Consider the following 22,977-nt stretch of genomic DNA (forward strand, 5'->3'; position numbering starts at 1 on the left):
GACTCACTCCTCGCCGTCGACCGGCGCGACGTAATGGAGTCCCGCGCCCCGGACGTAGAAGCCCTCGGTGGCGGGGCGAAGCCGAACATCGGACGAAAAGTGGTCGGCCGCCGACTCGTCCTCGGTGAAGAACTGCACCCGCTCGGCGTCGCCGGAGGCGGTGTCGATGCTGTGTACCCTGGCTCCCCCGTTCGTGTTCAGGTCCGGAACGACCAGGCGGTCGTCGGTCACCAGCGACCCGGGCGAGAACCGGTCCGCGTTCTCGTAGGTCCACTGCACCTCCCCGGTCGCCCTGTCCAGAGCGTTCACCGTGCTCTCGGAGACCAGGTACACGTGGTCGTCGTCCAGCAACGGCGGGTAAATCGTCTCGTTGACGACCAACTCGGGTGCCTTCCACTGCAGGCTCCCGTCACGGCTGTACGCGATCATCCCGTACCGGGAGTCGTCGTACTGCAGCCCGCTCCGGTTGGCCATCGTGTAGACGGTCTCCCCGTCGGTCGTCGACCAGTCAGGGTAGCCCATCTCGTCGTCCCGGAGCCAGGTCTCCTCGAACTCCCCGGTGATATCGCCCGTCTCCAGGTCCCGAACCTGAACCATGATCGGGTTGTCGTCCCTGGAGGACTCGACCGGGGCGGCCCCCACGAAGACGATACGGCCGTCGGCGATCAGGACCTCGTACACTCCCGCCATGGCTTCGACCTCCTCCTGGCGGACGATCTCGCCGGCCGTCAGATCGACCACCGTCATCGTGCTCCCGCCGAGGTCCCCGGTCACACTGACGAACAGGCCGGACTCGGCCACCTGATTCAGTGACGTGTCGGGCTCGGCGTCGACGTCCGTGACGAGCGCCTCACGCTCGCCGGTCTCGGGGTCCATGACGAGCACGTCCCCGTCCCAGGTGATTCCGGCCAGGAGTCCGTCCGCGTAGACGATACCGCCGACCCCCGCGTCCGTTCGCTCCCAACGGAGTTCCCCCGTCGGCTCGACCGCGAGCAGGCGACTCCCGATGTGGTCGCGGTTGGACTGCACGAACAGGGTCTCCCCGCCGGCGATGACCCTCGAGTCGTCGAAGGCGATAGTGTCTCCCTCCTGGCTGTGCGTCCAGCGGATATCGTACTCTCCCGTGGCGACGGACTGGTCGGGAACGTGCCTGGTGTTGGCCCCGTCCCTCGCGTAGGTCCGCCAGTCCAGCGGGAGCACGGCTGGACCCTCCTCCGTGGTCGTCGCGGTCTCTCTTTCGGTCTCCTCGCCCTCCCTCTCGGCCTCCGTCATCGCCTCCTTGACGGTCTCCGGGAGCGTCGCGGTTCCTTCCTCCCCCTCGCTGGTCCCCGAACAGCCTGCCACGGCGACGGTGCCCGGGACCGCGAGTGCCTTGATGTAGTCTCTCCGTTGCACACACGTACCTACCCCGCAGGGGGTTTCGGTTCACGGGCTGACGGAGTTCCCCACGGTCTGGGGAACCCGTCCCGGCAGTGGATCTGTCGGGCCGTCGATCCGCTCGCCGACGGCCGTCGGTTGTCAGTCGTCGGCCGCCGACGCGCCGGCGCCGTCGTCGACGCCCGGCTCGCGGGCGGCCCGGGCGCTCGCGTGAGCCGCGTTCACGTCGCCGCGGTTCAGGTGGAGCGTCGCCAGTTCCTCCGACAGGCTCCTTGCCTGGGGGTCGGCCCCGCAGTCCCGGAGCTCCGCGATCCCCCGTTCCAGTTGGTCGCTCGCCGCGTCACGTTCCCCGCGCTCCACCAACACGTCGGCCAGCAGGGACCGGGTCACCCCCACGGAGCGTTGGTTTCCGGCCTCGTCCAGATGCCGCATCGAATCCCTGGCCAGTTCCTCGGCCGTCTCGACGTCGCCGCGTTCCAGCGCACAGACCGCCAGGTTGTGTTCGCTCATCCCGACCTCGTGCGGGTTGCCGATCTCCTCGCGGATCTCCACGGCCTCACGATGTGTCGCAACCGCCGCCTCCAGACGAGCCAGGTCCTTTCGGACGATGCCGAGGTTGTTCAGGCAGATCGCCAGGCGGTGGTCGTCGCCGATGCGGCGATACAGCGACTCCGCCCGTTCGAGGTACGACAGCGCGCGCTCGTCGTTCCCGCGCCGCCGCTCGAGGTCCCCCAGGCTCGTCAGGGTGCCGGCCCTCCCGTGGTCGTCTCCGAGTTCCGCCTGGAGGTCCACGGCGCGCTCGTAGTACCCGGCCGCCCGGTCGTACTCCCCGAGGTTGGTCAGGGCGTTGGCCGCGTTCGCCAGGCAGTTGGCGACGCTGAGGGGTTCGTCGGCGGCCTCGAAGGTCTCCATCGCCGCTCGCGCGTGACCGAGGGCCGCCTCGTAGTCGGGACGGTTGGCCGCCACCGTGCCGAGGTTCTTCCGACACCTGGCCACGAGGAGATCCTCCCCCAGGGCCGTGGCGCGCTCGTGGGCGGCCTCGTATCTGGCCGCCGCCAGGTCGGCCCGGCCGCGCTTCTGTGCGACGGTCCCGAGGTCGAGCAGACAGCGAACGACCGTCGGTCCGTCGTCGAGGCGAACGGCGAGCGCCAGGCCGGCAGTCAGGTACTCGACGGCCGTCTCGTAGGCCGAACGCTGGAGTGCGGCCGCACCGAGACCCCGACGGGCGGCGGCCTCGGCGTGGGGGTTCTCGTGGTCCGTGGCCGTCGATAACAGGTGCTCGAACGCCGCGGTGGCTTCGGCCGGGTCGCCGGCGCCGAGCGCCAGGCGTCCGTGCCACCGGTGTCGATCGAGTGCGGCGACGGCGGACGGGAGGTGGCCGTGGAACGTCTCGCCGACGAATCCCGCCAGGCGCGGTCTGGCGCGGATGACCTCGAACAGGTTCACCATCAGGCGCTCGCGCCAGTCGTCGGTCGGGTCTTTCCCGTCGCCGGGTCGGCCGAAGTCCGCCCCGCCGATGTCGCCGTCGGCAGCGTCCAACACCGCAGTCAGCGACCGACCGAGCGTCTCCTGGGCGCCCCGTTCGCCGAGCGTCGCCAGGGCGTGCGCGAGGAAGGCCGTCGACCACGCGTCGTGCGCCGTCTCCGGCGGGGTCGCCAGCGGGTCGCTCCCGGCGACGAAGACGGCCGACCCCTCGAGGACGTCGAGCGCGTCCTCGACGAACGCCTCGTCGCCCAGCGGGTGGACGTACTCCGGCCGGAGCGGGACGTTCGCCAGGTTCAACAGGGCGACCCAGACGCCCACGTCGACGGCCAACCGTCCCCGGGAGCGGAGGCGATCGAACACTCCCCGTGCGGCCGCCGACAGCGACGTCGCCGCGTCATCGGTCGCGACCGCCAGGGGGTCGGCCAGACGGGCGACTCGATGGACCGCGACGAAGAACGCGCCGACCGCGTCGCCGTCCGTTCCACCCGCCACGGACTCGTGGAGTTCCTCGGGAGTCAGCGGGAGTTCGGAGTCGTGGTGGCGAGCCGCACGGCGGAGCAGTGCGTCGCAGTCGCCCACCGACAGCGACGGCATCGTCTCCCTGACGAGCGACGGCCCCGGGAGGGACGTTGAATCCCTCTCGGCCTCCCAGGCAGGCGTCCGAGCGTCGAACAGGAAGCTCACGTCCGATCGAGCCGTGAACTCGGCACGGAGATCCAGAGCCGCGCGAGCTCCGGGCGAGGGCACGTCCTCGAACACGACCAGGACGTGACCGTCGAGCTCCTCGATGGCGCGTCTGGCCGCCGCGACGGACTCGAACGACCGCCGCGCATCGGCGGCCCGATAGCAGACAGGACCGCGACCCTCGCGGTGCCACTCGACGGCCACCCGCTTGCAGGTCGTGCTCTTTCCGGAGCCCGGCGGCCCGGTGAGTATCACGTCCTCGCCGGTCGTGAGGTGATCCCGGACGGCGGCAGTAGTCCGGTCGGGTATCCCGTTCTCACCGCCGGACCCGTCGTGTTCGTTCTCGACGTCGGCTGTCTCGCCGACTCCCCGCTCCACCGGATGACCGGCATCGACATCGGCAAGCGAGATACCGGTTCGCCAGGCCTGAAGGAGCGATGTCGCCTCTCGACGGGCCAGCAGGTCATCGGTCACCAGCGCGACGCCCTCGGACTCCAGTTCGACCGGGAGCCGATCGGCCCGCTGCCGCTCGGCCGGTGCGGTCGGCACGTCGAGACGTCCGACGGCGTCGGTCACGTCCTTCGCGTCCGCTACTCGATCGTCGACGCGGTCGGCGAGTCCGTCGACTGCGTCCGGATCGGTCAGTTCCAGTACCCCGGCGATCCCGCCGAGGTCGGTGTACACGATCACCAGCGCCACGTCCCGCGCGCCGCGACAGACGACCAGACCGTACGGGGGAACCGCTCCGCGAAACACGCGGGATCCCGCCGTTACCAGGCTTCTGTAGGTCTCCGGTGACCGGCCGCGCAGCGCTGCGTCCAGAGACTCCGAGACCGCGATTTTGGTGCGGGTTCCGTCCCGCCGGGCGTGGGTCAGGTACGCATCCAGAACCGTCGAATCCGAGAGGCGAGGGAGCAGCGCCTCGGCCGCTTCGGCTCCCGTCAGCGCGTCCTCGACCAGACTCACGATGTCTCGGGGATGGTGGGTGTCCACGGCGTGTGTGCGTGCTCGAGCCACCGTTCCCGCCGGGAGCGCCGCGTCGTCGGGGAGGTGTTCGATCACGTCGCTCGCGGCGATCAGCCGCGAGAGGTCCCCGTGGAACGCCTCGAAGCGCTCGAGGACGAGCTCGCCGGTTTCGGTCGTTCGGTAGCCGCCGTCGACGGACGCGATCAGGTCCGCGCCACGGAGGTCATCGACCACGCGGTCGACCGTCGACCGCGACGTGTCCAACCGGTCGATGATGTCGCGCTTGAACAGCGGTCCGTCCCGAAGCGTCCGCAGGAAGTCCTCGCGGGACTCGACCAGCGCCAGCACCTCGTCGACGGTGGTATCCGAGGACATGTCGAGTTGGACGAAGAACGGAGGAGATCTTATAAAAAGCTTCTACTCGCTGTGCAGACGGAACCGGAGTGCGTCCTCGATCTACACCAGCCAGTCGCGCGCGCTCGCCAGCCTCTCCGGGTCGAGGGGGTATCGACCCAAGTCGACGGTCGACGAGCGGGTCCGCCTCCGACTGACCTCCGGCAACCGATTTATCCTTCGCCCCTCGGTACCGCTCCGCATGGACCGCGACGCGGACCTCGATCCCGAGGCGAGAGAGCTGTTGGAGACGATGGACGGCGCCGACGTGCCGGACCTGCGCGACCTCTCCCCGCGGGAGGCCCGCGAGTTCTTCTCCGACTGGCGCGGCGAGCCGACGGACGTCCCGGAACTGGCGACGGTCGCGGACCGCGCAGTCCCCGGGTACAGTGACGGCCCGGAGGTCCCGATCAGGGTGTACACGCCCGAGGGCGAGGGGCCGTTCCCGGTGCTCGTCTACTTCCACGGCGGCGGCTGGGTGATCGGCTCGCTCGACACGGTCGACGGGATCTGTCGGGTGCTCACCGACGAGGCGGACTGCGTCGTCGTCTCGGTTGACTACCGGCTCGCCCCGGAGGACCCGTTTCCCGCGGGGCTGGAGGACGCGATCGCGGCGACCGAGTGGGTCGCGGACGACCCCGAGGCGGTGGACGGGGACGGTCGACTCGCCGTCGGCGGCGACAGCGCGGGCGGCAACCTCGCGGCGGCGGTCGCCCTGCACGCCCGCGAGACGGGCGGCCCGGCCATCGACCACCAGACGCTCGTCTATCCGGTCGTGGACCCGACCGGCGACTGGCCGTCCTACGAGGAGAACGGCGAGGGCTACTACCTCGAACGGGCGGACATCGACTACTTCCGGCGACACTACTGGCGGAGCGACCTCGAACTCGCGAACCCGTACGCGTGTCCGTTGGCGGCGTGCAGCCACGCCGATCTCCCGTCGGCAACGATCGTCACCTGCGGGTTCGACCCGCTGCGCGACGAGGGGGTCGCCTACGCCGAGGCGCTCGCGGACGCCGGCGTCCCCGTCGACCACCTCCACTACCCGTCGCTGATCCACGGCGTCGCCGGGATGCTCGGCGATCTCGGGGTGAGCGCTGCCCGCGAGGTGCTGACCGACACGGCCGCGGCGCTTCGCGAGGGGTTCGAGGAGAGCGACGGGTGAGGCGAGCGGTCGGCCCCGCAGTGCGGCCTCACTCGGTGTCGTCGAGGTGTTCCCGGGCGCTCGCCAACGCCTCCGGGTCGTCGGCGATGAGGTACCGACCCAACTCGACGGCCGCGTCGACGAGCGCGTCCGCCTCCGTGGGCGCAACGTCGCCCTCCAGCGCGTCGATCCGCTTCGCGCGGTCGCGGACCGCGCCGAGCGTACGACTCGCCTCCGGATCCGGGTAGTCCTCGAGGTACCTCGCCACGTCCGTGCGATACTCGAGCACCGCTTCGGCGGCGGCCATCCCGCGCGCCTCGCGCATCCGCGGCGGCACCTCGCTCGCGCTCGGCCGCTCGCCCGTGTCGGTCGCGTGCAGGAGGTTCGTGACGTACCATTCCTCGTCGTCGGTGACGCCCGGGGATGTCCCCTCGGGGCCGCGCTCGCCCATGGTCGCGTCCGCCCGACCGCCGCCGGGGCCGGCGATACGACCGTACACGTCCGCCGCGTGGCGCAACTCGGCGGCCGCGAGGTACGCGTCGTCGAGGGGAACGAGGTCGCCGCCGCGGATGAACCCCCGCTTGCGGAGGTACGCCCGACACTCGGCTTTGATCTCGTCGACGAGGTCCGCGAGCGCGGTGTCGTCGAGCCACACCAGTACGGAAGTGAGATCCAACTCCGCGGGTGCGTCGGTGTGTCTGCGGCGCTCGCCGGTGCCCACGCTCCGGAGGCTTCCGCAGTCCGGACACGCGATGCTCCCCGTCTCGAAGTACGACCAGCGGGTTCCGCACTCCGTACACTCGCGCTCGCCCCGGACTTCCATGCCCGCACGTACCGGCGGTACGGGGAAAAACGCCTCGTCGCCGCGGCGACGTGCCCCCTGCCGTCGCGGCGGTGGGGCGGGACCGTCGTCGCAGCAGCACGGAGGGCCTCCCGTCGCGGGCCTCCGGGAACAGGCCGGACCCGCCGGTAACGCCTTAATCACGGCGGACGACGGACAGCCCGTGACACCGAATTCGTTCTTCCACGTGGCGCTGAAGGCCGACGACGTCGACGCGACGGCGGCGTTCTACGAGGAGGCGTTCGACGGAACCGTCATCGAGCGAGGCCACGCCGACGACGGGGAGGGCGCGACCGCGGTCGAACACGTCGCGCTCGAGGTGGCCGACAAGCGCGTGTACGTCTTCGACCGGGCGCCCTACGAGGCGACCGGCGACGTGGAGTCGATGCCGAACGGCCTGCTCCACTTCGGGTTCGTCGTCGACGACGTCGACGTCGCCCGCGAGGCGATCGACGCCGCCGGCCCCGGCGTCGACTGGGTGATGGGCCCCGAGCGCTTCGGCGACCTCCGGATCGCGTTCCTCGTCGACCCGGCCGGCACCATCGTCGAGCTCATCGAGCACGTGTCGTAGGCGGCCGTCCACCGGCTCACGCCCGGGGGTGGTAGCAATCCGACGGCGTGCATCCTTGCAGTTGCCTCCTCCTCCGAGGGCACCCCGGCACGCTTTTGGCGTCGCCGCCGGAGGTGCCACCGAATGACGTTCTCCATCGCCGCGCGCGACCCCGAGACGGACGCGGTCGGGGTCGCGGTCCAGTCGAAGTTCGTCTCCGTCGGCGCCGTCGTCCCGTTCGTCTCCGCCGACGCCGGCGCGATCGCCACGCAGAGCTTCGCCAACGTCGCGTACGGCCCGGACGGGCTCGATCTCCTCCGCGAAGGCTACACTGCCACCGACGTGATCGAGAGGCTCACCGACGCCGACGACGAAGCGGCACAGCGGCAGGTCGGCGTCGTCGGCCTCGACGGCGAGCCGGTGGCGTTCACCGGCGCGGAGTGTTTCGAGACCGCGGGCGACCGGCAGGGGGAGCACTACACGGTCCAGGGGAACATCCTCGAGAACGAGGCGACGATCGACGCGATGGCCGAGGCGTTCGAGGTGACTCAGGGCGGACTCCCGGACCGGCTCATCGAGGCGCTGCACGCCGGCAACGACGCCGGCGGCGACTCCCGCGGCGAGCAGGCGGCGGCGCTGTACGTCGCCAAGCCCGAGGGGGGCTACGACGGACGGAACGACCGCTGGGTCGACGTTCGCGTCGACGACCACGAGCACCCCATCGACGAACTGGAGCGGGTGTTCAAGCTGTACGACGTGACGCTGCTCGCCCGCGAGGAACCCGACGACCCCGCCGAGCTATCGGGCGACGCGGCGCTCGCGGTGTCGGAGACGCTCGCGGAACTGGGCGTTCTCGACGCCGAGCCGACCGACTCGTTCGGCGAGGCCGAGCGCGCCGCCCTCGAGGACTTCCGCGGCATGAACAACTTCGAGAACCACTCGCTGACCGTCATCGAGGACGCGCTCGCGCGCGGCTGGGAGGCGGCCGCCGATGGCGCCGATGCCACTGAGAGCGCCGACGCTGACGACGACGGCGAATCGCGGATGGTCGACGCCATCTGGCACGGGCTCCAGCGCTACGACCGGCTGTAGTCCCCGTGTCCGCCCCCGCTATCGTCGCTGTCGATCTCGCCGCGTTCCACCTCGCCGCCGTCGTTCCCACCGCTACCGCCCCGGTCGCGCAGCTCCCGTCGTTCCAGCTGCTCACCGCCGTACTCGCGTTCGTCGGCGCGGGTGTCGCGCTCGCCGCGGGGATCGGTCTCGTCGCGGTGTACGTCCGCCTCGGTGACGGCGTCGACGCAACAGTCACGCGGCGGGCGTTCGGGCTGTGGGCCGCAGGTGCGCTCCTCCTCGCCGCCGGCACCCCCGCCGTGGTTCGCGCGTCGCTGTCGACCGCGCCGACGCTGCGTGCGCTCGCGGTCGGCGCGCTCGCCGTCGGCGCCGCGCCGATGTACCTCTGGCAGGCGACGCTCGGGGATGCGTGAGGCGGCCGATCTCGTCGTCGGGCCTACCGTGCGGCCGGCGCGGGGTACGCCGCTCGCGAGCTATTCCGGACCCGAGTGCGAACGTCGCCCGCGCTCGCGGATCAGCTTGTCGACGATGTCGCCCGTCGAGAGGAGTTCCCCCTCGTAGCGCGGCTCGCGGGCAGTCGCGCGCGTCACCTCGGCGTCGATGCCCTCGGCGGCGAGCGCGTCGGCGATCGCGGCCTCGTCGTGATGTTGGTCGAACCCGAGGACGATCACGTCCGGTCCGATCTCGCGGACGGGGACGAAGAAGTCCTCCGGGTGCCCGAGGTGTGCCTCGTCGACAACGTCGAGGGCGTCGATCATGTCCCGACGCTGCCGGTCCGGGCACACGGGCTTCGACTTGTGCGTGACGTTGTCCCGGCGGGCCACGATAACGTGGAGTTCGCCGCCGCGGGCGGCCGCGTCCTCCAAGTAGTGGAGGTGTCCGGGGTGGAGAATGTCGAAGGTGCCCTGCGCGAGCGCGACCCGGGGGGAGTCGGCGTCGCCCCCGTCTTCGTGCCCGCTCCCGCCGTCGTTCCGGCCTCCGTCGGCTCCCTCACTCATCGTATAGCTCCGCGTCGATGTCGGTCTGGTCGAAGTCGAAGAACGCCTCGTCCTCAGGCAGCGCCACGTCGATCACGTCGAGATCACGGGGGTCGCCGTCGGAGTCGAACGCCCGCCAGCAGTCGCGTTCGTAGGGCGCCCCGATGATGACGTGTACCTCGCCGGCGTGGAACGTCGCGAGGTCGGCATCGGAGGGGCGGAGGACGCCGTTCGGGTGCGAGTGGATCGAGCCGACCGCCCGCGCGGAGTTGGGCTTCATGTGCTCGCGGACGGTCGCCGATTCCGGCGTCGACGTGGTGCCGGGGATGACGAGCACGTCGGTGATCACCTGTCCCTTCCGGTCGAGCCCCAGATCGCGCGCGTCGGTCGCTCGGAGAAAGCCCATGTACTCGTTCGGGTGGGTGTCCCGGGAGGCCTCCAACGCGAACGTGAGGGTGTCGGCCGCGATGCCGAGCAGTTCGCTCGACCGGAACAGTCGCATTGGCGGAACTCCGGTCGGGCGCCAACTAAGGGTGTCGATACCCCCGCCTACAGGGTCGTCCACGGCCGGTCGTCGGCCCGTCGTTCGCCGCCGGAGCGATACTACAAGCCTTAACACCCGCCGTCACCCACCGTCCGGTATGAGTGATTCCGCCGCCGGTGACCCCGGCGAGAACGGGGAGGGGGATTCCCGACCCGTGGTTTACGATCTCGATCCCGCCTGCACGCTCGCCGACGTCGATGTCGGCGCGCGCTACCGTGCGGAGGTCAACGGTGTAGTCGACTACGGCGTCTTCGTCGACATCTCCGAGGACGTGTCCGGACTGCTTCACGAGTCGAACCTCGACGGTGAGACGTTCGCCGTCGGCGACGAGGTGGTCGTCGTGCTCGAGGAACTGAAGGAGAACGGCGACGTGTCGTTCGACCTCGCGGACGTCGACCTCGCCGACGCGAACGTGCTCGCGGTCGAGTACGAGCCGGAGATCACCACGATCGGCGACGCCACGGTCGGCGACAGCGTGACCGTCGAAGGGGAGATCACCCAGATCAAACAGACGGGCGGTCCGACGATCTTCCACGTCGCCGACGAGTCCGGCGTGCTCGCCGCGGCCGCCTTCGAGGAGGCCGGCGTCCGCGCGTACCCCGAAGTCGACATCGGAGACATCGTCCGCGTCTCCGGCTCCGTCGAGACCCACGACGGCTCCAGACAGCTTGAGGTCGACGACGTGACTGTACTGACCGATGAGACGGCCGATGCCGCCCGCGAGCGCCTCGAGGAGGCGATGCGCGAGCGCGCAGAGCCCGAGGCGATCGAGCCGCTCGTCGAGTGGGAGGCGTTCGAGAAGCTCCGCCCCGAGCTGGAGGACCTGGCGCGCACCCTTCGCCGCACCGTGCTCGAGGGGCGTCCGATCCGGATCCGCCACCACGCCGACGGCGACGGCATGTGCGCGGCCATCCCGGTCCAACTCGCGCTGGAGAACTTCATCGAGGAGGTCCACGAGGGCGACGACGCGGCGCGCCACACTCTCAAGCGGCTGCCGAGCAAGGCGCCGTTCTACGAGATGGAGGACGTGACCCGCGACCTCAACTTCGCGCTGGAGGGGCGCGCCCGACACGGACAGAAGCTCCCCTTCCTCCTCATGCTCGACAACGGGTCGACCGAGGAGGACGTGCCCGCCTACAAGAACCTCGCCCACTACGACGTGCCCATCGCCGTCGTCGACCACCACCATCCGGACCCCGACGCGGTGAACGACCTGCTCGACCACCACGTCAACCCGTACATCCACGACGAGGACTACCGCATCACGACGGGGATGATGTGTGTCGAGCTCGCCCGGCTCATCGACCCGAACGTCACCGACGAACTCCGCCACGTGCCCGCTGTCGCGGGACTGTCGGACCGCTCGAAGGCCGAGGTGATGGACGAGTTCGTCGACCTGGCGGAGACGGCCGGGTACGACCGCAACGATATCGAGGACATCGGCGAGGCGCTGGACTACGCCGCCCACTGGCTGCGCTACAACGAGGGCAAGACGCTCGTGAGCGACGTGCTCAACGTCGGCAGCGACGACGACGAGCGCCACCGCGACCTCGTCGAGTTCCTCTCGACGCGTGCCGAGCGCGACGTGGAGGAGCAGCTCGACGCCGTCGAGCCCCACGTCGAACACGAGCGCCTCGACTCGGACGCGCACCTCTATCGCATCGACCTGGAGAACTTCGCCAAGCGGTTCACCTACCCCGCGCCCGGGAAGACGACCGGCGAGCTCCACGACCGGAAGGTCCGCGCGACCGGCGAGCCCGTCATCACGATCGGCTACGGGCCGGACTTCGCGGTCCTCCGCTCGGACGGCGTCCGTCTGGATATCCCACAGATGGTCACCGAACTCAACGAGGAGGTCGTCGGCGGGGGCGTCTCCGGCGGCGGACACCTCGTCGTCGGCTCGATCAAGTTCGTCGAGGGGCGCCGCGAGGACGTCATCGACGCGCTCGTCGAGAAGATGGCCGACGCCGAACTCGACGAGGAGCTGTCGACGACGATCGAACTCGACGACTGAGGCGGAAGTCCGTACGACGTTTTCGACCTGATGCCCGACACCGGGCACCCGCCGGTCATCCGATCGGCCCGTCGCGGTCGGTGTCGTCGCGAGCCCGGCCTCCGTCCGTGCTGTCGATCGTCAGTCGTCGCCGGAGGAATAGCGTCGCGCTCGCGACGACACCGACTGCGGCGACTGCGACTGCCGGCGGGAGCTCCCCGATCGCGGACGATACCCCTCGACCGGCGCGCCAGTCCGCCTCGAACCCCTCTCGGTAGTACGCCGCGACCGCGTCGCCCTCCAGCGCGACGACGACCTCGCGGTTCTCGCGTGCGCTCGTAGGGTTCCAGTTGAGCGACCCCACGAGCGCAGTGTCGTCGGCGACGACGCCTTTCGCATGGATCTTCCCGTACCTACCGGCCGGATCAGCGATCCGCGCCTCGAAGGGAACGTCCGCGGCTGTGGCCCAGCGGTTCAGATCAGCCACCAACGCGGCGTTCTCCTCGGCGAGGTACCAGGTACCCGATAGCAGCAGTCGCACGCGCACACCCCGTTCGGCCGCCCGCCGCAGCGACGCGAGCATCGGTCCGTCGGCGACGGTGGGCTGGAGGACGTCGACGCGGGCGTCGGCGTCGTCGACGGTCGCGACGACTGCGGACTCCGCGTTTCCGGGCGCGGTCAGCAGTCGCACGCGCTCGACCCCCAGCTCCGCCGGCGGGTGGCGTGACGGGTACGAACCCGTCGCCGCGTCGGTTCGCTCGAACGACTGCCCCGCCCGGTATCGGTCCCAGGCGACGGCGTCGCGCCACCCGGCGTCCGCACGGAACAGATCCGCGAGCGCCTCGGCCGCGGCCGGGGAACGGAGGGTGACGCCCCACCCTCGGCTGTCGCCGCCGCCGGTGCCGCTGGGTTTCCAGTTCTCCGTGAGCACGACCGCGGCGTCGTCGGCGACCGCGTACTTCGCGTGGTGATACCGGAACCGAGCGTGGGGACCCGAGATCACGCGGACCTCGACGCCCGCGTCGACGAGCGTGTCGAGGCGGTCGGCTTGCCGTGCGGATATTCCGCCGACCGGTCCGCCGTCGAGGAGCACGCGCACCGAGGCACCTCGCTCATGTGCGGCGATCAGTTCCTCGACGACGCGCTCGGACGCGAAAGTGTACCCCGCGAGGAACACCCGCTCGTCGGCTCCACGGATGGGTGCGACCGGTTCCGACGGCGCGTCAGGAAGCACGAACGCCGTCGCGTTCGCGGTTCCCAACGGAACCGGGTCACGAAGCGCAAGTCCGACCGGTCGCCACCGCGGGTCACCGCCGCGAACCCACCGCTCGCCCTCGGGTGCCCGCCCGTACTCGACGGCGTCAACGATCGATCCGTTCGGTCCGCCCCGACGGAGCACGATCCGCTCGCCGGCGTTCGACAGCGCGAGTCCACGGGGGACGACGCGTCCCGTCGGAGGGTCCGAAAGCGCCTCCGGCTCGGCCGTCACGACGACCGTTCCCGGCCGTCGCTGCCGGATCGCGACGACGTCCTCGCCGTCGTCGACGCTCCAGTTCCCGGGCGGTAGCGACAGACGGACGTACTCTCCGGCGTCGTCGGCGGCGACGGGGTTCGGGAGGAGCCCGACGATCCGGGCTCCGGTCGGCTCTGTCCCCGTCTCAGCTGTGGTGTTGGTGGCGGCGGCGACCGTTGTCGGTGTCGCCGGAGTACTCGCGACCGTCGCTGCCGTGGGCTCCGAGACCGCCGCGACGGCTGTCGGCGTCGCCGGCGTCGCCGCGACGAGGAGGAGGACGGACGCGACCACCGCAGAGAGGCGCACCACTGCGACGGTCTGGCCGCGTGTTCGTACTTCAACCCTCGTCTCGTCGCCGCCGGGGCAGGTCCTGAAGGATCCGACTGTCAGCCTCGACGGCCTTCGGTGCGTTTTTGCGCCGACGACGGCGGATGACAGGTATGGTCACCATCGCCGAGGGGGTCAGGCTCGCGGGAGCCGCGCTGGGCGCCGTCGGCGGCGCCCTTATCGCCCTGGAGTTCTTCCAGGTTCCTTCGTACATCTCCTATGAAGAAGAGTGGGACAGCTACGACGTCGATATCGCGCCTACCGAGGTCGCCGAACACACGAACCTCGGCCGGGTGGGGGGTCTGCTGGTCTCGCTGGGATTCGCGCTGCTGTTCGTCGGCGAGTTGCTGTAACGGCGAGACCACGTCGGCTTGCGCCACGACCCGCCCTGACGAGATCGGTGGGTGACGGCTGGTGGGCGTCGGAGAACGGGTTCTCCCGGGATTCGAATCCGAGTCGATTACGCGGCGACTTCCTCGCCGGCGGCGTCGAGAGCGTCGCGCGCCTTCTCGGCTTCCGTCTGCACGATGAACGCGCGGTCGTCGTCGAACTCGGCGGCCGCCTCCAGCGCCGCCTCGGTGCCGATCTGGCGCAGCGCCCACAGGGCGGCCGCGCGGACGTTGTCGCTGTCGTCGTCGGCCGCGACGTCGGCCAGCGGGTCGACGGCGCGAGCGTCGCCGATGAGCCCGAGCGCGCGGGCTGCGTACGGCCGCACCTCGTCGTTGTCCATGGCGAGCTTGTTCGCGAGCGGCTGCACGGCGTCCTCGTGGCCGATCTCGCCGAGCGCCTTGAACGTCACCTTCTGCAGGGTCGGGTCCGAGTCGGAGTCGACGTACTCGACGAGCGTCTCGACGGCGTCCTCGGCGGCCATCTTGCCGAGCGCGCGGATCGCCGGCCGGTCGCGCTTCTGTGCGCGCTGGTGCATCGCCTCGAAGGCGCGCTGGTCGTTCATCCGTGTGAGCACGTCCAGACAGTGATCCTCCATGAACTCAGACTCCAGCGAGTCCAGCGCCAGCAGCACCATCTCGACGTTCCCCCGCTGTTCGTGCTCCTTCAGCGCCGACAGCTCCGGCGGGAAGTCCTTGTAGTGGCCGAGCACGTCGTAGAAGCCCTGCACTTGGAGCTGCTCGTGGGTCTGGAGGTCGTCCCACTCCTCGGCGTCGTCGACGCCCGTCTCCAGCGCGTCGGTCGCCTCGAGCAGCGCAGCGATCGTCTCCGCGTCCTCGTCGGCGTCGAGGTCGGCGTCCTCCACGGCCGCGACGGCGTCGTCGAGCGCGTCGGCCAGTGATTCGGGGTCGTCGTCGCCGGTGCGGTCGAGTTCCACATCGAGCGTCTCGTTCACCGCGTCGAGGAACTCGTCGACGACGCCGGGGAGGTCGGCCTCGCCCGACTCAGTCCACCGGGTGTCGGCGATCGTCGCCTGCGCGGATTCGATGTCGTCGACCACGTCGGACGCGTACGGGCCACGCTGGTCCGCGAGGTCGTCGCGCTGGTCGGAGAGGCGCGACCCCAGTTCCTCGCGCGGGTCCTCCGCGTCCTCGTCGTCCTCGTCCGGTTCCGGGAGGTCGGCGCGCTCTAGGTCGGCCTCGATGTCGTCCAGGTCGGCCTCGACATCGTCGAGGTCGGCCTCGGTCTCGGCGGCCTCGAGCGCCTCGGCGGTCTCGTCCAGCCGGGCGTCCAGATCCTCGGCGGACACCTCGGGGACGAGTTCCGTCTCCTCGGCGTCCTCGGGGTCGCCTGACTCCTCGGCCGGGTCGTCGTCGCTCATGCCCGTCGATGGGTGTGTCGGCTACAAGGGCGTTTCCATATTCCGGGCGACGGGGTTCCCTCGCTGGCGGGGCGTGACTCGTATACCAGTCCGTCGAACGTCCTCCCGTCAACCACGGATATTATTCCAGTCGACAGCGACGCGCCGTTCATGTCCACCGTCGCCGTCCCACAGCTGTCCGTCTCAGATCTCGACGTGGATGCGAACCTCGACGCCGTCGCCGCTCGCGCCGCCGCCCTGCCGGAACACGTCGACGTGGCGCTGTTCCCGGAGTACGCGCTGACCGGGTTCGTCGCCGACGAGCGCATCGAGGCGGTCGCACTCGACCGCGACGGGCCGGAACTCGACCGCCTCCGATCGGTCGCTACCGACAACGACCTCGCGATCCTCGTCGGGTACGTCGAACGCGGCGTGAGCGACGGCCGGCTGTACAACGCGCTCTCGTACGTGTCTCCCGACGGTGACGCAACCGTCTACCGGAAGCGACACCTCTGGGCGAACGAGGCCGACGTGTTGACTTCCGGCGGCGAGCGGGTGACCGTCGAGACGCCCGTCGGGTCGACGGGGCTGCTCACTTGCTACGACCTCAACTTTGTCGCCGACAGCGCCGCGTTCGCGGTCGATCGGGTCGACGCGCTGTTCGTCGCCGGCGCGTGGCCGGCGGCGCACTCGGAGAACTGGCGGCTCCTGTTGCGCGCTCGGGCGCTCGACGGCGTCCGTTGGGTGGTCGGCGCGGGCCGGACCGGCGCGCGCGAGGTGTCCGACGCTCCGTCCACGGAGTACGCCGGGCGCTCGGCGGTCGTTCGCCCCGACGGACACGTCACCGCGGCGCTCAACCGCGACGAGCGCGATCTGATCGCGGAACTCGACCCCGCTGTGCTCGCCGACCAGCGCGAGTTCATCCCGGTGCTGGAGGACAGCAGCGAGTGACGTGACAGTGTCAAAACAACCCATGGTATTTTTCCACACGAAAATATATTTATCGATAACTAAAAAGAAGTTCACATACACCGGGTTTTATGAGGGTTCGGCCCGTATCTATGGATACAGATGAGTACTCAAAAGCGTGTGCTGAAGTCCGCGGGCGAGGTCGAAGGAAGCGAAGCGCTCCGGATGGACGCCGAGAAGGCCGAGCAGATCGTCGACGCGCTCAACACGGATCTCGCGGCGACGTACGTCCTGTACCACCAGCTTCGCAAGCACCACTGGAACGTGGAGGGGGCGGAGTTCCGTGACCTCCACCTGTTCCTGGGCGACGCAGCCGAGAACGCGGAGGAGTTCGCCGACGTGCTCGCCGAACGGCTGCAGGCGCTGGGCGGCGTCCCGCACGCGTCCATGGCGACGCTTCAGGAGGAGTCGCCCGTCGAACCCGAGGACGAGGACGTGTACGACATCCGCTCGTCGCTGGCGAACGACATGGAGATGTACGGCGACATCATCGAGACGCTCCGCGAGCACGTCGAGCTCGCCGACAGCCTCGGCGACCCCGCTACGGGTGAGATCCTTCGCGCGAACCTCGTGCAGGTCGAGGAGGACGCCCACCACATCGAGCACTACCTCGAGGACGACACGCTCGTCACCGAGGGCGCGATGCAGTAAGCCCGCGCGAACGACGAGCGTTCGAACTCCCGCCCCGTCACTTGATTTTTGAGAGCCCGCGTGAGGACCTGCGTGAGAAGCTAGTTCGCAAGAAGACGTCTAGACAGCCGATAAGCAGCAGCGCGACTACCGTTCGAGGTCGACCGTCAGGTCCGTCGAGATCCAGCCGTCGGCGTTGCCGTTCTCGGAGAACACCGTTCTGTCGGGACACGTGCGGAGGGCGGCGACATCTGTTTCGGGGGAGCTGTCGCGCTCGGGCGTCTCCGCCTCTTCCCAACCCGCGAGCACATCGTGCGTCATTACCGGTGTCTCACGCCCCCGTGGGGATATAGGTTTTGGTAGCCCTAAACGGTAGGTCGGCCTAAACGACGGGCGCCCGCCCCCACTCGTCGCGGTCGCGCTTCGCCGTGGTCCTTACTCCTCGCGGCCGATCCCGCACCCGGAGATCGTGTCGCACTCGACGCCGCGCTCCTCGAGGGCATCGATCACCGCGTTCATCCCGATCGCGTCGCTGGCGATGTGTCCGGTGACGACGAGGTTCTTCCCTTCGCCGGCGAACTCCTCGCGTAACTCGGCGGTGTCGCCGGCGCCGACATGGATGTAGAGGACGGTGTCGACCCCGTGTTCGAAGTACGCGCGGGCGACCGACGCGCCCCCGTTGGTGCCCGCGGCGTGGTGGACGGCCACCTCGCCGAGGTCGTTGTCTCGGTCGCCGACTCGCAACAGCACGTCCGTCTCGGCGGCGTCGAGTTCGGGGATCTCGCCCAGCGCGTCGACGAAGTCGCCGGCGGTCGCGTCGTCGGCCAGCCAGTCGGCGACCTCGCGGAAGGCGCGCCGGCCGTACTCGTCGGGCGCGAGGTGCGTGTTGAGATACGGCTGGTCGAGCAGCTCCGCGACGCTCGGGTCGTGGCGGTAGTTGCTGGAGTGCCCGCCGTGGTCCATCCGCGATCGGAGGTCGGCGACGGCGTCCTCGGCGGCGTCCTCGGGGACGCCGTGGTCCGTCATGAACTCGACTTGCGTGTCGAGTACCTCCGGAAAGTCGAGTCGGGCGGACATCCCCGTCGGGTGGTGCGCCAGCGCCAGATCGTAGTCGCGGTCGTGGGCCAACTGGATCTCCGGGGATTCGAGGTCGATCCCCACGAGCGCGGTTTCGATGTCCTCGCCGGGAACGTAGACGGTGCTGTCGGCGGGCGTGTCGTCCCAATCGACGAGGTCGAGGCTGATCTGCATGATCTCGTCCGTAGAAAGTCCCATAGGCGGCCAGTGACGGACCGCGGTTGAAAAGCCGCGGGAACCGGAAGCCCGGACTGCGCCGGGGTCGTCGCCGACAGCGACCCCCTGGCCGGGAACGGCGGCCACGGGGCGCCCGCCCGGCGCCGCGGCGCTTGACGAAAGTGGCAATCCCCTCTGTCGTCGCCAGCCGTTTGTACCGACGCGGCTGTACCATGCACATGGTCGACCACCTGTTCTCGTCGCTCACGCTACGGGACACCGAGATCCCCAACCGCGTGTTCGTCTCGCCGATGTGTCAGTACTCCGCGCCGGAAGGCAAGCCGACCGACTGGCACCTCGTCCACCTCGGCTCGCGTGCAGTCGGCGGCGCGGGGCTGGTGATGGCCGAGGCGACCGCGGTCTCGCCGGAGGGTCGGATCACGCCCCACGACGTGGGGATCTGGACCGACGAACAGGCCGACGAGTGGGCCCGGATCGCCGAGTTCGTCCGCGAACAGGGGTCGGTGCCCGCGATCCAGCTCGCACACGCCGGTCGGAAGGCGTCGACGCACCGCCCTTGGGGCGACGGCGGCCCCGTCGCGCTCGACGAGGGCGGCTGGGAGGTCGACGCGCCGTCGGGACCGTACCCCCGCGACGGCGACGAGCACCCGACGAACAGTCTCTCGGCGGCGGGAATCGACCGCGTGATCGACGACTTCCGGGCCGCCGCCGAGCGCGCGCTCGACGCCGGCTTCGAGGTCGCGGAGGTGCACGCCGCCCACGGCTACCTGCTCCACGAGTTCCTCTCGCCGGTCGCCAACGACCGCGACGACGAGTACGGCGGTTCCTTCGAGAACCGCACCCGCCTCGTTCGCGAGGTGACCGAGGAGGTCCGTGAGGTATGGCCCGACGACAAGCCCGTGTTCGTGCGTATCTCCGCGACCGACTGGATCGAGGACCGCGAGTCGTGGGACGTCGACCAGTCGGCGCGGCTCGCCCCGCTGCTGGCCGAGGCCGGCGCAGATCTGCTGGACGTAAGCTCGGGCGGCATCTCGCCCGCACAGGAAGTGCCGTACGCGGGCCCGAGCTACCAGCTCCCGTACGCGGAGACGATCCGCGAGCACGTCGCCGAGATCGGCGCCGACATGGCCGTCGCCGCCGTCGGCGGCATCACCGAGCCGACACAGGCCGAGGAGATCGTCGCGAACGACCGCGCCGACGCGGTGCTCATGGCCCGGGAGTTCCTCCGCTCGCCGTACTGGCCGCTGCACGCGGCGGACGAACTGGACGAGGAGATCGAGTGGCCAGTGCAGTACCGCCGCGCGAAGCCGCGCTGACCGATCGAGTCGTCTCGTCGGCGTCCCGGATCGGTCGACCGAGTGAACCCTTTTCACGGAACGCGCCCAATCATCTCGTCATGAGCCACTCCTCCCGCGGTCCGGACGACGAGGACCTCGCGGCGCTCGTCTCCGAGTTGGAGGCGACGCTGTCGGATCTCCGTGCGGAACTCGCCGAGCGCGACCGTGCGGACGATCGCGACGAGCGAGCCGCGAGCGATCGCGACCGACGGCCCGCCGCGGATCGCTGGGAACGGCGCGGTCGCGGCCGCCGTCCCCCTCGCCCCCCGGCTCCGGGAGAGCTGTTCCGCTTCACGAGCGACTACACCATCCCCACGGTCGTGGCCGTCCTCGAGGCGACGATCGAGGCGCTCGAACTCCTCCGGGGAGTCATCGATCTCGCCGCGCCAGGCGAGACGCCCGCGCGTCGGCGTCGCGGACGCGGTTCACGTCGTGACCGTCGCGATGCTCGCGGGATCGCCCGGTCGGTGTTCTCGGACGCGGTGGGCGAGGGCGTCACCGCCGCGACCGACCGCGCGGCCACCGACACGGCGGACGCGCTTGAGCGCCTCCGCGAGACGCTCTCGGAGGCGGACCTCCCCGAGGACGGGGAGAGCCGCGACCTCGTCGCCGACGCGCGCGAATTGAGCGCGGAACTGGAGCGCCGTGTCCGTGAGTCTCGGGAGGTCGTCGACCGCGAGCGCGACCGCGAACGCCGGACGGACCGCGGGCGCGACGACGGTCCGGTCACCATCGAGGTCGGCGACCCCGACGAGTCGACGGACGACGGCGACGACGCGTCCGAAGGTGACGACTCGTCCGACGGCGCCGCCGAGTTGAGTGAATCCGACCGCGACGCCGAGGGCGACGACACGCGCCCGGAAGTCGACGTCGACTCGGAGCTGGAGTCGATCAAACGCCAGATGCGGGACGGCGACGACGACCACGCGGGAGACGTTGACGGCGGTGACGCCGGCGCCGAGAACTCCGATACCGGAGGCGACAGCGACGACGGCGACGACAGCGACGACGGTGATTACAGCGACGGCAACGACGACAGCGACGATGCCGACAGCGACGAGACCGCCGGCCCGGAAGATCGCGACTGACACTGGGGATCCTGTCCCGCGACCCAGTGAGAGTTCGTCCCGTGACCCCGTGATCAGGTCGGTTCCGCGCTTCCCTCTCGCGTTTTCGCATACGCCTCGATCGCGCCGCCGGCGACGCCCGCGAGGACGACCGCCGGCCATCCGAGCAGCACCCAGCCGAGCGGCGTCGGGTCGACGGGCGTCGGCGTCGACTCCGGAGCCACGTACAGTGCCCACGTCGCGACCGTGGCGCCGAGGAAGACGACGCCGGACACGGCAGCGGGCGTGACGAGCCCGCGGCTCGTCCGTGCCCACCCCGCGACCGCGCCCGCGACGACCGCGCCGACGAGGAGGTACATGGCGGTTCCCGGCCCGGGGTCGATCACGTCGAACAGCGCCAGCGCGACGCGAACGGCTACGAGCGAGCCGAGGACGCCGAGCGCGATCCCCGTCCTGACGGCGACACCGCCGTTCTCGTCGTCGCTCACTGGTCGGTCCTCACGCTCCCGATCACTCGACTGGACGGAACCGGAACCCGTCCCACTCCTGACTGGCGGGCTCGCGGATCCCGGCGTCCGGATCGCGAAGCTGCTCGCAGTACACCGGCTCGACCTCGTCGCCGATATCGATGTCGCCCGTCGTGGCCTGCCCGATCGCGCGCACGGGCTCGCCGTCCACGTCGAACTCGACGATCGCGACGTGGTTCGGCTCGCGCACGCCCGGCGGCGTCGCCGTCGACGTGGTCCACGTGATGACCTCGGCGGTGTACTCGCTCAGGTCGACCGTTCCGACGGGCTCCTCGCCGCCCGGCCCGACCGGGTGGGCGGGATAGGTGATCGAGCCGTCCGGGTAGCGGGCGGCCTCGAAGGCGGGCGCGTCGTTGCCGGCGCCGCCGGTGTCCGCAGCGTCCGCGGAGTCTTCGCCGGGGGTCGCGTCGTCGTCGCTCATGCGTCCACCCCCTCGAGGATCGCGGTGGTAACGCAGTTCCCGAACCCGCCCACGTTGCACGCGAGCCCCACGTCCGCGTCGACCTGCCGTTTGCCGGCGTCGCCGCGGAGCTGCTGGACGATCTCGTACGCCTGCGCGACGCCGGAGGCGCCGAGCGGGTGGCCCTTCGACTTCAGGCCCCCGGAGGTGTTGATCGGGAGGTCGCCGTCGCGCTCGGTACGTCCCTCCTCGATCGCCTTCCACCCCTCGCCCTTCTCGGCGAAGCCGAGGTCCTCGAACTGGAGGAACTCGAGGATGGTGAACATGTCGTGCAGCTCCGCCACGTCCACGTCGTCGGGCGACAGGTCGGCCATCTCGTAGGCGCGGTCGCTGGACTCGACGACGCCGCGCATCGTCGTCGGGTCCGCGCGCTCGTGAACGACGTGGGTGTCCGTCGCGCCGCCGATGCCGGAGACGCGGATGTACTCGTCGGCGTGCTCCTCGGCCACGGAGACGGGACAGAACATGAGCGCCGCCGAGCCGTCAGTGATCGGACAGAAGTCGTACAGGCGTAGCGGGTCGGCGACGATCGGCGAGTCGAGTACCGTCTCCAGGTCGACCTCCTTGCGGAACTGGGCGTGCGGGTTGTCGACGCCGTTCTTGTGGTTCTTGACGGCGACCTTCCCGAGGCTCTCGCGGGGCGCGTCGTACGTTTCCAGATACAGCCGTGCGGTGAGCCCCGCGAAACTGGGGAGCGTGAGCCCGTGTTTGTACTCGCTGGGGTGCGTGAGCGAGGCGATCACGTCCGTCGCCTCCGCGGTCGTGCGGTGGGTCATCTTCTCGCCGCCGACGAGCAGCGTCATGTCGGAGGCGCCGGAGGCGACCGACTGCCAGGCCGCGTAGATGCCCGCGCCGCCCGAGGAGGAGGTCTGATCGATGCGGGCGGTGTACGCGGGCACCGCCTGCAGGTCGTGTGCGAGCGCGTTCGGCACGCCCGTCTGTCCCTCGAACTCCCCGCTGGCCATGTTCGAGACGTACAGGTGGTCGACGGCGTCGGCCGACACCTCGGCGTCCTCGAGGCAGGCCTGCCCGGCCTCCGCCAACAGCTCGCTGATCCACGCGTCGCGCTGCCCGAACCGGGTCATGGACGCGCCGATGATTGCCACGTCTTCCATACTTGC

The 22,977-nt window shown here is 70.2% G+C and carries 22 protein-coding genes; 10 read left to right on the forward strand and 12 right to left on the reverse strand.

Going from position 1 to position 22,977, the window contains the following annotated elements:
* Positions 1 to 3 precede the first annotated feature (3 nt).
* Together ABJD39_RS14720 and ABJD39_RS14725 are read right to left on the reverse strand one after the other, a co-directional pair.
* Entirely contained in the window at positions 4 to 1,395 is a 1,392-nt protein-coding gene (locus ABJD39_RS14720) for a PQQ-binding-like beta-propeller repeat protein (protein WP_348610314.1), read from the reverse strand.
* A 123-nt stretch (positions 1,396 to 1,518) separates the two neighbouring features.
* The gene (locus ABJD39_RS14725; protein WP_348610317.1) at positions 1,519 to 4,887 is read right to left on the reverse strand and encodes a tetratricopeptide repeat protein; all 3,369 of its coding nucleotides are present in this window, start codon (positions 4,885 to 4,887) and stop codon (positions 1,519 to 1,521) included.
* Between the two features lie 220 nt (positions 4,888 to 5,107).
* Between ABJD39_RS14725 and ABJD39_RS14730 the strand changes: the two genes are divergently transcribed.
* The gene (locus tag ABJD39_RS14730) at positions 5,108 to 6,070 is read left to right on the forward strand and encodes an alpha/beta hydrolase (protein WP_348610319.1); all 963 of its coding nucleotides are present in this window, start codon (positions 5,108 to 5,110) and stop codon (positions 6,068 to 6,070) included.
* Positions 6,071 to 6,098: 28 nt separating this feature from the next.
* Here the strand turns inward: ABJD39_RS14730 and ABJD39_RS14735 are convergent, their stop codons facing one another.
* Entirely contained in the window at positions 6,099 to 6,872 is a 774-nt protein-coding gene (locus ABJD39_RS14735) for a DUF7117 family protein (RefSeq protein ID WP_348610321.1), read from the reverse strand.
* A 181-nt stretch (positions 6,873 to 7,053) separates the two neighbouring features.
* Here ABJD39_RS14735 and ABJD39_RS14740 point away from each other — a divergent pair, with 181 nt between their 5' ends.
* The 3 genes from ABJD39_RS14740 to ABJD39_RS14750 all read left to right on the forward strand — a co-directional run bounded on the left by ABJD39_RS14740 (position 7,054) and on the right by ABJD39_RS14750 (position 8,924).
* Complete coding sequence (locus ABJD39_RS14740) at positions 7,054 to 7,461, forward strand: VOC family protein (RefSeq protein WP_348610323.1); 408 nt, start codon at positions 7,054 to 7,056, stop codon at positions 7,459 to 7,461.
* A 123-nt stretch (positions 7,462 to 7,584) separates the two neighbouring features.
* Complete coding sequence (locus tag ABJD39_RS14745; protein WP_348610326.1) at positions 7,585 to 8,532, forward strand: DUF1028 domain-containing protein; 948 nt, start codon at positions 7,585 to 7,587, stop codon at positions 8,530 to 8,532.
* A 5-nt stretch (positions 8,533 to 8,537) separates the two neighbouring features.
* The gene (locus tag ABJD39_RS14750) at positions 8,538 to 8,924 is read left to right on the forward strand and encodes a hypothetical protein (protein WP_348610329.1); all 387 of its coding nucleotides are present in this window, start codon (positions 8,538 to 8,540) and stop codon (positions 8,922 to 8,924) included.
* A 60-nt stretch (positions 8,925 to 8,984) separates the two neighbouring features.
* Here ABJD39_RS14750 and ABJD39_RS14755 read toward each other — a convergent pair whose 3' ends face one another.
* Both ABJD39_RS14755 and ABJD39_RS14760 read right to left on the reverse strand, forming a co-directional pair.
* Positions 8,985 to 9,509 carry an adenylyltransferase/cytidyltransferase family protein gene (locus tag ABJD39_RS14755; RefSeq protein WP_348610332.1) on the reverse strand — a complete coding sequence of 175 codons (525 nt, stop codon included), beginning with the start codon at positions 9,507 to 9,509 and terminating at the stop codon, positions 8,985 to 8,987.
* The gene (locus ABJD39_RS14760; RefSeq protein ID WP_348610335.1) at positions 9,502 to 9,990 is read right to left on the reverse strand and encodes a Mov34/MPN/PAD-1 family protein; all 489 of its coding nucleotides are present in this window, start codon (positions 9,988 to 9,990) and stop codon (positions 9,502 to 9,504) included. The genes ABJD39_RS14755 and ABJD39_RS14760 overlap by 8 nt, the downstream gene beginning before the upstream one ends.
* Before the next feature lie 139 nt (positions 9,991 to 10,129).
* Here ABJD39_RS14760 and ABJD39_RS14765 point away from each other — a divergent pair, with 139 nt between their 5' ends.
* A complete protein-coding gene (locus tag ABJD39_RS14765; protein ID WP_348610338.1) occupies positions 10,130 to 12,046 on the forward strand; it encodes a DHH family phosphoesterase in 1,917 nt (638 codons plus the stop codon).
* 55 nt (positions 12,047 to 12,101) lie between these two features.
* Here the strand turns inward: ABJD39_RS14765 and ABJD39_RS14770 are convergent, their stop codons facing one another.
* Positions 12,102 to 13,847: a phospholipase D-like domain-containing protein gene (locus ABJD39_RS14770; RefSeq protein ID WP_348610341.1), complete on the reverse strand. Its 1,746-nt coding sequence runs from the start codon at positions 13,845 to 13,847 to the stop codon at positions 12,102 to 12,104.
* 131 nt (positions 13,848 to 13,978) lie between these two features.
* Here ABJD39_RS14770 and ABJD39_RS14775 point away from each other — a divergent pair, with 131 nt between their 5' ends.
* Positions 13,979 to 14,218, forward strand: coding sequence for a hypothetical protein (locus ABJD39_RS14775; RefSeq protein WP_348610344.1), 240 nt, complete (start codon positions 13,979 to 13,981; stop codon positions 14,216 to 14,218).
* Positions 14,219 to 14,325: 107 nt separating this feature from the next.
* Here ABJD39_RS14775 and ABJD39_RS14780 read toward each other — a convergent pair whose 3' ends face one another.
* Entirely contained in the window at positions 14,326 to 15,633 is a 1,308-nt protein-coding gene (locus ABJD39_RS14780) for a HEAT repeat domain-containing protein (protein WP_348610346.1), read from the reverse strand.
* Positions 15,634 to 15,783: 150 nt separating this feature from the next.
* On the opposite strand from ABJD39_RS14780, the gene ABJD39_RS14785 reads away from it, so the two are divergent.
* The gene (locus tag ABJD39_RS14785) at positions 15,784 to 16,563 is read left to right on the forward strand and encodes a carbon-nitrogen hydrolase family protein (RefSeq protein ID WP_348610349.1); all 780 of its coding nucleotides are present in this window, start codon (positions 15,784 to 15,786) and stop codon (positions 16,561 to 16,563) included.
* Positions 16,564 to 16,683: 120 nt separating this feature from the next.
* The gene (gene dpsA, locus ABJD39_RS14790; protein ID WP_348610352.1) at positions 16,684 to 17,232 is read left to right on the forward strand and encodes a DNA starvation/stationary phase protection protein DpsA; all 549 of its coding nucleotides are present in this window, start codon (positions 16,684 to 16,686) and stop codon (positions 17,230 to 17,232) included.
* Between the two features lie 126 nt (positions 17,233 to 17,358).
* Here dpsA and ABJD39_RS14795 read toward each other — a convergent pair whose 3' ends face one another.
* Together ABJD39_RS14795 and ABJD39_RS14800 are read right to left on the reverse strand one after the other, a co-directional pair.
* Positions 17,359 to 17,532: a hypothetical protein gene (locus ABJD39_RS14795; protein ID WP_348610355.1), complete on the reverse strand. Its 174-nt coding sequence runs from the start codon at positions 17,530 to 17,532 to the stop codon at positions 17,359 to 17,361.
* A gap of 114 nt (positions 17,533 to 17,646) precedes the next feature.
* Positions 17,647 to 18,486, reverse strand: a complete 840-nt coding sequence (locus ABJD39_RS14800) for a hypothetical protein (RefSeq protein ID WP_348610358.1) — start codon at positions 18,484 to 18,486, stop codon at positions 17,647 to 17,649.
* A gap of 197 nt (positions 18,487 to 18,683) precedes the next feature.
* On the opposite strand from ABJD39_RS14800, the gene ABJD39_RS14805 reads away from it, so the two are divergent.
* A complete protein-coding gene (locus ABJD39_RS14805) occupies positions 18,684 to 19,781 on the forward strand; it encodes an NADH:flavin oxidoreductase/NADH oxidase (RefSeq protein ID WP_348613661.1) in 1,098 nt (365 codons plus the stop codon).
* Between the two features lie 80 nt (positions 19,782 to 19,861).
* Positions 19,862 to 20,890: a DUF7547 family protein gene (locus ABJD39_RS14810; protein WP_348610361.1), complete on the forward strand. Its 1,029-nt coding sequence runs from the start codon at positions 19,862 to 19,864 to the stop codon at positions 20,888 to 20,890.
* 53 nt (positions 20,891 to 20,943) lie between these two features.
* Here ABJD39_RS14810 and ABJD39_RS14815 read toward each other — a convergent pair whose 3' ends face one another.
* From ABJD39_RS14815 to ABJD39_RS14825, 3 genes are read right to left on the reverse strand one after another with little or no spacing between them, the layout of a single operon-like run.
* A complete protein-coding gene (locus tag ABJD39_RS14815) occupies positions 20,944 to 21,357 on the reverse strand; it encodes a hypothetical protein (protein ID WP_348610364.1) in 414 nt (137 codons plus the stop codon).
* Positions 21,358 to 21,379: 22 nt separating this feature from the next.
* Positions 21,380 to 21,817, reverse strand: coding sequence for a nucleic acid-binding protein (locus tag ABJD39_RS14820; RefSeq protein WP_348610367.1), 438 nt, complete (start codon positions 21,815 to 21,817; stop codon positions 21,380 to 21,382).
* Positions 21,814 to 22,971, reverse strand: coding sequence for a thiolase C-terminal domain-containing protein (locus ABJD39_RS14825; RefSeq protein WP_348610370.1), 1,158 nt, complete (start codon positions 22,969 to 22,971; stop codon positions 21,814 to 21,816). Before ABJD39_RS14825 ends, ABJD39_RS14820 begins: the two co-directional genes overlap by 4 nt.
* Positions 22,972 to 22,977 lie beyond the last annotated feature (6 nt).

The organism is Halobaculum rarum, assembly GCF_040025155.1.
GTDB lineage: Archaea > Halobacteriota > Halobacteria > Halobacteriales > Haloferacaceae > Halobaculum > Halobaculum rarum.

Excerpts from the sequence above, each read along its gene's own strand:
- ABJD39_RS14725 (WP_348610317.1), bottom strand. The coding sequence starts at position 4,887 with ATGTCCTCGGATACCACCGTCGACGAGGTGCTGGCGCTGGTCGAGTCC.
- ABJD39_RS14730 (WP_348610319.1), top strand. The coding sequence starts at position 5,108 with ATGGACCGCGACGCGGACCTCGATCCCGAGGCGAGAGAGCTGTTGGAG.
- ABJD39_RS14735 (WP_348610321.1), bottom strand. The coding sequence starts at position 6,872 with ATGGAAGTCCGGGGCGAGCGCGAGTGTACGGAGTGCGGAACCCGCTGG.
- ABJD39_RS14745 (WP_348610326.1), top strand. The coding sequence starts at position 7,585 with ATGACGTTCTCCATCGCCGCGCGCGACCCCGAGACGGACGCGGTCGGG.
- ABJD39_RS14755 (WP_348610332.1), bottom strand. The coding sequence starts at position 9,509 with ATGAGTGAGGGAGCCGACGGAGGCCGGAACGACGGCGGGAGCGGGCAC.
- ABJD39_RS14760 (WP_348610335.1), bottom strand. The coding sequence starts at position 9,990 with ATGCGACTGTTCCGGTCGAGCGAACTGCTCGGCATCGCGGCCGACACC.
- ABJD39_RS14765 (WP_348610338.1), top strand. The coding sequence starts at position 10,130 with ATGAGTGATTCCGCCGCCGGTGACCCCGGCGAGAACGGGGAGGGGGAT.
- ABJD39_RS14775 (WP_348610344.1), top strand. The coding sequence starts at position 13,979 with ATGGTCACCATCGCCGAGGGGGTCAGGCTCGCGGGAGCCGCGCTGGGC.
- ABJD39_RS14780 (WP_348610346.1), bottom strand. The coding sequence starts at position 15,633 with ATGAGCGACGACGACCCGGCCGAGGAGTCAGGCGACCCCGAGGACGCC.
- ABJD39_RS14785 (WP_348610349.1), top strand. The coding sequence starts at position 15,784 with ATGTCCACCGTCGCCGTCCCACAGCTGTCCGTCTCAGATCTCGACGTG.
- dpsA (WP_348610352.1), top strand. The coding sequence starts at position 16,684 with ATGAGTACTCAAAAGCGTGTGCTGAAGTCCGCGGGCGAGGTCGAAGGA.
- ABJD39_RS14795 (WP_348610355.1), bottom strand. The coding sequence starts at position 17,532 with ATGACGCACGATGTGCTCGCGGGTTGGGAAGAGGCGGAGACGCCCGAG.
- ABJD39_RS14800 (WP_348610358.1), bottom strand. The coding sequence starts at position 18,486 with ATGGGACTTTCTACGGACGAGATCATGCAGATCAGCCTCGACCTCGTC.
- ABJD39_RS14805 (WP_348613661.1), top strand. The coding sequence starts at position 18,684 with ATGGTCGACCACCTGTTCTCGTCGCTCACGCTACGGGACACCGAGATC.
- ABJD39_RS14810 (WP_348610361.1), top strand. The coding sequence starts at position 19,862 with ATGAGCCACTCCTCCCGCGGTCCGGACGACGAGGACCTCGCGGCGCTC.
- ABJD39_RS14820 (WP_348610367.1), bottom strand. The coding sequence starts at position 21,817 with ATGAGCGACGACGACGCGACCCCCGGCGAAGACTCCGCGGACGCTGCG.
- ABJD39_RS14825 (WP_348610370.1), bottom strand. The coding sequence starts at position 22,971 with ATGGAAGACGTGGCAATCATCGGCGCGTCCATGACCCGGTTCGGGCAG.